Origin of the sequence: uncultured Gemella sp. (genome assembly GCF_963515875.1) — a bacterium.
Classification (GTDB): domain Bacteria; phylum Bacillota; class Bacilli; order Staphylococcales; family Gemellaceae; genus Gemella.
In genome coordinates this window covers 1-8,076 of the sequence record NZ_CAUPZX010000061.1, presented here as the reverse complement: position 1 = coordinate 8,076, position 8,076 = coordinate 1, and the positions used below count along the sequence as shown (strand labels likewise).

The 8,076-nt window shown below is 29.3% G+C and carries 8 protein-coding genes; 3 read left to right on the top strand and 5 right to left on the bottom strand.

Going from position 1 to position 8,076, the window contains the following annotated elements:
• Window positions 1-150: 150 nt before the first annotated feature.
• The 4 genes from RWL85_RS08225 to RWL85_RS08210 form a co-directional block, all read right to left on the bottom strand.
• Window positions 151-981 carry a MetQ/NlpA family ABC transporter substrate-binding protein gene (locus RWL85_RS08225; RefSeq protein ID WP_314086993.1) on the bottom strand — a complete coding sequence of 277 codons (831 nt, stop codon included), beginning with the start codon at window positions 979-981 and terminating at the stop codon, window positions 151-153.
• 97 nt (window positions 982-1,078) lie between these two features.
• Entirely contained in the window at window positions 1,079-1,903 is an 825-nt protein-coding gene (locus tag RWL85_RS08220; RefSeq protein WP_314086991.1) for a MetQ/NlpA family ABC transporter substrate-binding protein, read from the bottom strand.
• 5 nt (window positions 1,904-1,908) lie between these two features.
• Window positions 1,909-2,580, bottom strand: coding sequence for a methionine ABC transporter permease (locus RWL85_RS08215; protein WP_314086988.1), 672 nt, complete (start codon window positions 2,578-2,580; stop codon window positions 1,909-1,911).
• Window positions 2,573-3,307 (bottom strand): ATP-binding cassette domain-containing protein, encoded by a 735-nt coding sequence (locus tag RWL85_RS08210; RefSeq protein WP_314086986.1) that lies wholly within the window; start codon window positions 3,305-3,307, stop codon window positions 2,573-2,575. The genes RWL85_RS08215 and RWL85_RS08210 overlap by 8 nt, the downstream gene beginning before the upstream one ends.
• A gap of 429 nt (window positions 3,308-3,736) precedes the next feature.
• Here RWL85_RS08210 and RWL85_RS08205 point away from each other — a divergent pair, with 429 nt between their 5' ends.
• Window positions 3,737-4,741 carry a LacI family DNA-binding transcriptional regulator gene (locus RWL85_RS08205; RefSeq protein ID WP_314086984.1) on the top strand — a complete coding sequence of 335 codons (1,005 nt, stop codon included), beginning with the start codon at window positions 3,737-3,739 and terminating at the stop codon, window positions 4,739-4,741.
• Window positions 4,742-4,743: 2 nt separating this feature from the next.
• Complete coding sequence (locus RWL85_RS08200; RefSeq protein WP_314086981.1) at window positions 4,744-5,541, top strand: Cof-type HAD-IIB family hydrolase; 798 nt, start codon at window positions 4,744-4,746, stop codon at window positions 5,539-5,541.
• Window positions 5,542-5,591: 50 nt separating this feature from the next.
• On the opposite strand, the gene RWL85_RS08195 is transcribed toward RWL85_RS08200, so the two are convergent.
• Window positions 5,592-7,115, bottom strand: a complete 1,524-nt coding sequence (locus RWL85_RS08195; protein WP_314086979.1) for a ClC family H(+)/Cl(-) exchange transporter — start codon at window positions 7,113-7,115, stop codon at window positions 5,592-5,594.
• A 146-nt stretch (window positions 7,116-7,261) separates the two neighbouring features.
• Between RWL85_RS08195 and RWL85_RS08190 the strand changes: the two genes are divergently transcribed.
• Window positions 7,262-7,990, top strand: a complete 729-nt coding sequence (locus RWL85_RS08190) for a rhodanese-like domain-containing protein (RefSeq protein WP_314086976.1) — start codon at window positions 7,262-7,264, stop codon at window positions 7,988-7,990.
• The last annotated feature ends 86 nt before the right edge of the window (window positions 7,991-8,076 follow it).

Genomic DNA, 8,076 nt, shown 5'->3' with positions numbered 1-8,076 from the left:
TAACTTTATTTAAAGCATCAGATTGTGTTTACACAAAAATCTTGACACTGCCGAACATTGTTAAAAGGAAGAAATATGATAATTTATAAATATTAAATTAAAATAAAAAAATACTTAGCAAACATTGTCTGCTAAGTATTTTAATTTATATTAGAACGCTGGAGTAGCGTGTCCTTTTGGTTTAAGTTCTTTGTTGATGTATTCTTTAACTTTTTCACTAGCTAACGCTTTTTTAACTGCTTGAACTTTAGCATCGTCTTTGTTGTCTTCACGAGCTACAAGTGAGATAGCGAATGTTAAATCATCTGCTTTTTCAAGAGCTAGACCGTTTTTATCAGGAGTTAATCCTAATTTAGAGATGTAAGTTGGATAGTTAAATACTAAATCTTTTTCATTGTATGCTTCGTTAAGGTTTAGTAAGCTTACTTTAGTGAATTTAAGGTGTTTTGGATTATCTTTGATATCCGCTTCTGTTACAGTAAAGCTATTAGGATCTTTAAGAGTAATAACTTTAGCGTGATCTAATAAACGTAAAGCACGAGCTAAGTTAGTTGGATCTGAAGGGATAGCTACATCTGCACCATCTTTAAGATCTTTAATATCTTTAAGAGTTTTAGAGTAGAATGATACAGTTGCGTTGTAAATAGGTTGAACAGCTACAAGTTTAGCGTTATTTTTTTGGTTAAATTGTTCCATGAATGGTTTGTGTTGGAAGAAGTTAGCGTCAACTTCTTTATTGTTTAACGCAACGTTAGCTTGAACGTTATCAGAAACTTTAACGATTTCTAAGTTGTAACCGTCTTTTTTAAGATCTTCTTTAATCATTTCTAACATATCTGTCATTGGAGAAGTGTGAGAAGCTACTTTTACAGTAACAGGTTCTTTTTTCTCTTCTTTTTTAGGTTCAGTTTTACTTGAACATGCTGTTAGGATTAATAATAAAGCTGTTAAGCTGGCAATAAATGAAATTATTTTTTTCATTGTTTGTCTCCTGTGAATATATTTTAAATGTATATTTTTTATTTAGAGGTAAGTTCGTTGATTATTTTTAGATTATAGATTAGTTAAAATTAATATTTTAGAAAGCTGCAGTAGCTTTACCTTCGAAATTCTTTTGTAAGAAGTCTTTAACTTTTTGGCTAGTTAAAGCTTTTTTAACTGCTTGGATTTTAGCGTCGTCTTTGTTATCTTCACGAGCAGCAAGTACTCCAGCATATGTAAAGTCAGCTTTGTCTTCCATTAGAAGTCCATCTTTCATTGGTGTAAGGTTTAATTTAGCAATGTAAGTTGGGTAGTTGAAAACTAAATCTTTTTCTGCATAGGCATCACTTAAGTTTAAAAGTCCAACTTCTGTAAATTTAAGATGTTTAGGATTATCTTTAATGTCTTTTACAGTAACATTATAGCTGTTAGGGTCGTTTAATGTAATTAATCCACCGTGAGCTAATAATCTTAATGCACGAGCCATGTTTGATGCATCAGATGGAATCGCTACATCAGCACCATCTTTAAGATCTTTAATGTTTTTAACAGTTTTTGAGTAGAATGCTGGAATAGAGTTATAAACTTTTGCCACAGCTACTAAGTTAGTTTTATTTTTTTCATTGTATTGTTTCATGAATGGTTCATGTTGGAAGAAGTTAGCATCGACTTCTTTGTTTGCTAAAGCAACGTTAGCTTGAACGTTATCAGATACTTTTACAATTTCAAGTGTATATCCTTCTTTTTGTAAATCTTCTTTTACTAGTTCTAACATATCAGTAAATGGTGGAACGTGTGCGGCAACTTTAATTGTTTTGTTTTCTTGTTTTTCTTCTTTTTTATCGCTAGTTTTGCTAGAACATGCAGTTAATACAAGTACAAGTGCTAAAAGGCTAGCAACAAATGATAATAATTTTTTCATTGGTTTTATTTCTCCTTCTTGTTTGTAAAACGTTTAGCTAATCCATAACCTATTGATTGAATAATAAATACATAGATTATAAATATTATTACGATTAAGTACATTAAATCATAATTATATTCTTGGTATCCATATCTGAATGCAAATTCACCAAGACCACCTGCTCCAATAACCCCCATTACAGTAGTATATGCTAATAAACTAATAGTAGTATAGGTGAATGATAAGATTAAGTTATCCATTGTAGCAGGTAATAAGAAATACCTAATAATTTGAACTTTTGTAGCTCCCATACTAATAGCTCTATCAACGATTTTTTTAGGAACGTTGATTAATGCTTGTTCAACAAAACGTGCATAAATACTTACACCAACAAGAGTAAGTGGCAAGATTGCTGCAATATTCCCAAAAGATGTTTTAAATAAAAATCTATTTACAGGGATTAGTATGAATACAAAAATTAAAAATGGAACACTACGTAGGGCATTAAGTGCAATGCTAAGTCCTTCATAAACTGCTCTATTTTTTAATAAATAATCACGACTGAAAGAAAAAAGCATAATACCTAGTGGAAGGGAAATGAAAAATACTGTTAACATTGAGTACATCATCATATAGTTTGTTTCCCAAAATGCTTTCATTATACCATCGTAATTGGCTTTAAATAAATCAATCATTTAGTAAAAACTCCTTTACGTAGTTATAGTAATTACTGTCGTAATCATCTTTTGCATTTTTATTAGGTACGACAATATCTTTTATAGTAGAATCATCGATAACTACTACTCTGTCACAAAAGTTTTTAAGTAATGAAAGACTATGTGAAATCATAACAATTGAAATATCAGTTGTAGTTCGCAATTTATTAAGTAGTGCAAAGATTTCTTTTTCACTATTAGTATCTAAAGCAGAACTAATTTCATCACAAAGTAAAACTTCTGGTTCTTGAAGTAGAGCCATAGCAATAGCGACTTTTTGTTGTTCACCGCCACTTAAACTACCACAAAGACTATTTTTTAGTCTTGTAATATTCATGAATTCAAGAATATCATCTATTTTCTTTTTATCAACTGAAACCTTATTTAGTTTGTATACTAAGCTCAAGTGATAATATACAGTTTTATTATCAATAAGATTTGAGTGTTGGAATATATATGCTAGATTTTTTCTAGTTTTTCTAAGGGTACTTGCATCCATAGATTGTATAGAAGAGTTTTTATAAAGGATATCTCCACTATCATATGAAACAATACCATTAATCATCTTTAGAATTGTACTTTTTCCTGTACCATTTCTACCGATTATTCCAATAACTTCTTTTTTATTAATATCAAACGATATATTTTCGAGTTTGAAGTTAGCATCTTTATATTGTTTTGATACGTTTTTTAATTGAACTATCATAATATACCTCCAAGGAAAACTATACCACTTTTAGGAAAGGATTTCAAGAGGTTTGTTTAATTTTTTAATAATAATTGTTCATATTGTTCTATGCTTGTTTGATAGTATTTGTAAATCTGTTGTTTAAATTTACTCACTCTGTGGTGATACAGTTTAAGAGTGTAGATATATTAGTAAAAGAATATTCTATTAAATAGTAAGGGTTACTATAATTATAGTGATTTTTAATGAAATAAATATATATTTTTTTAATTAGTTGTATTACAATAAGTTCAAAAATATAATAAGTAAACCTTTAATGTTTAAAATACATATCATTGTATTTTAATAAAATTTTTGTTTAAATATTTTCTAAAATTGTTCTTATATAATTCTTTATTTATTTTCTTTAATCGTATATAATTAAGGATGTGATTAAGGAGGTAATCTATGAAAAAACTGACAATAGTAGATATAGCACGTATGGCTGGAGTAGGAACTACTACTGTCTCTAGATATTTTAATGGTGGAAATTTAAAAGAAGAAACACATAAACGAATTAAAGAAATAGTAGACAAGTATAATTATACGCCGAATACTTTTGCAAAAGCATTAAAAAGTATAGATAGTAAGATTATTGGAGTAATCGTTCCATGCTTACACTCGTATGTTAGTGGGAATACTCTAAAATATCTTGATAAAGAATTGAAAAATAATAATTATGAGACATTAATTATGAATGCTAATTTTGATGAGAATAAACAACTAGAATATATAAAAAAGTTAGCAAGAATGAATGTAGATGGAATTATTTTACTACCGACTACAATGAGTAAAACATATGAAAGTACGATAAAATCTATAGATGTTCCTGTTGTAATGCTTGGTCAAGAAGGAGAATACACATATAGTGTTGAATATAATGATTTAAATGCTGCTAGAGATATAACTAACTATGTATTGGCTCAAGGTCATAAGAGAATAGCTTATTTAGGTGTAAGTGAAGAAGACATTGCTGTAGGATATTATCGAAAATTAGGTGTTATTAGAACATTAGAAAAGTATAATCTGTCGCTTGAAAATGTTCTAATTACGAATTTTGGTATGGAAGAGGGATATTCAGCAGTAAAAGAAAATATTGAAAAACTAAAAGAAGACAGCTGTCTAATTTGTGCTACGGATAATTTGGCTTATGGAGCTATAAAAGCATTAGAAGAAGAAGGGTTAAATGTTGGTGATAATTATTCAGTTGCTGCATTTGGAGATTATACCTCTTCAGCCTTGCTGAAATCTCCATTAACTACGATAAAATTTGATTTAGAAGATGCAGCTAAACAGACGGTAAATATGCTTCTTAGTGTAATTAGAAAAGAAGAGACAGATATAAAGTTATTAATTGGTTACGATTTGAAAATGAGAAATAGTGTTACTAAATTAGAAGAAAATGGAGAATAATAATGACGAATATAAAAGCAATTTTTTTTGATATTGATGGGACAATACGAAGTTTTAAAACTAAATCAATTCCGGAAAATACAGCAAATACTTTAAAGAAATTAAAAGAAAAAGGAATTAAAATATTTATAGCGACAGGGAGAGCTCCATTTCATACTACATTTTTAAATGATTTATTAGATTTTAAATTTGATGGCTATGTGACAATAAATGGTCAGTATTGTTACTTGGAGACGGGTGAAGTTTTAAATAATAAGATATTATCTCAAGAAGATATTAAAAATGTGCTTCCTTATTTTAAAGAGAATAATATTGCATGTGATTTTGCTTTATTGGATGGGGCATTTATGAATCTTAAAAATTCAAGGGTTAAATGGCTTGAGGATGAATTAGGAGATCCTGATCGTTTTAAGGAAGATCCATTAGCGTATGATAAGGCTATTAGCGAAAAAATATATCAGCTTAATGTCTTTGTATCAGAAGAGGAAGAAGCGGGATTTTTAGCATATATGCCTAATTCAAAATCAGCTCGTTGGACTAACCATTTTACAGATGTTATTCCAAAAGATGGTGGAAAAAATACTGGTATTGATGCTATTATAACTCATTTTGGTATTAAATTAGAAGAAACTATGGCGTTTGGAGATGGTGGTAATGACATAGATATGCTTAAACACGCTGGAATTGGTGTGGCAATGGGAAATGCTGGAGAAAATGTAAAAGAAATTGCTGATTTTATTACTACAAGTGTAGACGATGACGGAATAACAAATGCCTTAAAATATTTTAATGTAATATAAAAGTAAAAACTAGAAGAATGTTTGATTTAGAACATCTTCTAGTTTTCTTTTTATTCATTAAATTGTTTTAAAAATAAATTAACACATTTTTTCGGCATAATGACGGTGAGTTTATCATTTGCTTCTAAAACAGTTGTTCCTTTTGGTACTATTTCTCTACCAGAACGTTCGATTTGAGAAACAAGCGCTCCTTTTGTCCAATCAATTTCACATATTTGTCTTCCTATTAATGGACTATCATTTGATATTGTAGTTAGAATTTCTACTTCCATTTCTAGTTCGTTATCTTCTAGCTTATTACTTGTTAATATACGATCTAGTAAATATTCGTAAACTGGTTTTGTGCCAAGAATATTTGCAGTCATGTATGAAAATAGGCAACAAAGCGCTATAGGTAGGAAGTAATTTAGTTTTTGCGTCATTTCGAATAGTAATATGATAGATGTAATAGGACTTCTTACAATTGCAGTTAGGTATCCAGACATTGATAATATTACAAATAAAGCTGTATATTTGGCATCAAAGAAGTTGCTAAATAGTGTTCCTAGTATTGCGCCTTGGATTAATATAGGTAAGAATATACCACCAGCAACACCTGATGTAAATGATACAAGGGAGAATATTGTTTTTATAAAGTATAAGGTTAATAGAAACATAAAACTAAATTTATTTTCTATTAGAAATTCTACTAAACTATGACCACTTCCTAGTACTATTGGATAAAAAATAAATAGTACAAATGAAATAAGAAAAGCTACTTGTGGTCTGAATACTATATTAAGTTTTAGAGCTTCATAAATTTTAAAAAGTATTTTTATAGTAACATTGTAAAATGTCCCAAATAATCCTAATAGAATTCCTAGTAAAGCAACCCAAGGATAAATACTTACTTCGACATAAGGTATATCTGGAAATTTAAAGATAGCTGTAAGTCCGAAAATATACTGACCAACTATATTTGCTACAACAGCAGCGCTAAAACAACAGATTACTATTTTTTTTGTAATTTGTTTATGGACTTCCTCTATAGAAAATAATACGCCTGCAAGTGGAGCGCCAAAAGCAATTGATAGACCAGCGCTAGCTCCACATGTAATTAAGTATTTTTCTTTAATATTATTCTTTTTTAGTATTCTAGATACGAGTTTTCCACTCATTGCCCCAAGTTGAATCGATGGACCTTCACGACCAAGTGATAATCCACCTAGACTTGCTGTTAAACCACCTATTATTTTATAAATAAGAACTCGTAATGGATTGGAATTAAGTCTACCGGTAATTTCTGCTGATACTTGGGGTATTCCACTACCACTAGCCATTGGTTCTCGTTTTAATAAGAAACCTGAAAATAATGCAAGTATTATTAATATAAGTAAGAGCGCTATTTTATAAATAAAACCGGTTTTGATAAAGTCTGCTGTGTAGTGAACGAGTTTTTCACTGTAACCGATTAGAAGTCTATAGCTTGCTCCGACAATACCAGCAGCTAGTCCTACTAAAATCCCATCAAAGAGTAATGAAGTTTCAAGTTTGAAATTCTTATTATCGATCTTACTAATTTTGGAAATTTTCATGTAGCTCTCCTTTCTGATAAGTTTATTCCATAAGAACATTTTACTCCTATTTATAAAAAAAATCAAAGTAATTTGTGATACAATTTATTATTAAAAATACAAAATGTATGCTAAAATATAATTATATGATGAAAGGAGTAAACTGAATGAGTATATTTTTAATTATTGTAATAGCATTATTAATTATTATTTTTGCATTATATGCTTTTTGGCTTAAATTACTAAAAGGAAAACCAGGAAGAATAGCTGGAGCTGATGTGGAGAAAAAAACATTTGAAGAAGCTTTAGTAGTGGATGTTCGTTGGCGAAAAGAGTATGCAAGAGGGCATGCGATAAATGCTGTAAACTTACCGATTAAGCTTTTTAAAAATGGTAGTGATGTGCTTGATGATTATAAAGATAAAGATATAATCTTATATTGTGTAGTTGATGTTACTTCGCGTAATACTGAAAAACTATTAAGAGAACGAGGGTTTACTAAACTTCACATAGGTGATGGTATAAAGCAGTATAACTATGGAAATGCAATTTATAGTAATGCGTTACTATCAGAGTTTAAATATCGTATTTCTGCTAGTAAGAATAAACAATTTTTAAATTTAGGTAGTGAAATTTTAAGTGATGATGAAATTAGAATCTCACCTGAAGAAATAGATAGTGTATTAGACAGATTAGATAGATCTTCAGATATTTTTGTTTATAGTGATAAACCAGAACTAAGTAAAGAAGTATGTAAAAAACTAGGAATAGCTGGTTATAATATTATTAATTTGATAGAACCGTTTAACACAAAAGCTTACAGAAATGCATTCTACAATAAAAATGATTACATAGAAAGTCAAGATGAAAAAGAAACTGCGACTTGTAGTGCTTGAGGGTAGAAACTAAAGAAACGATAGGTTATCGTTTCAGATTGTTGACAAAACGACCAAAATATCAATGAAGATATTGATGTTTTGGT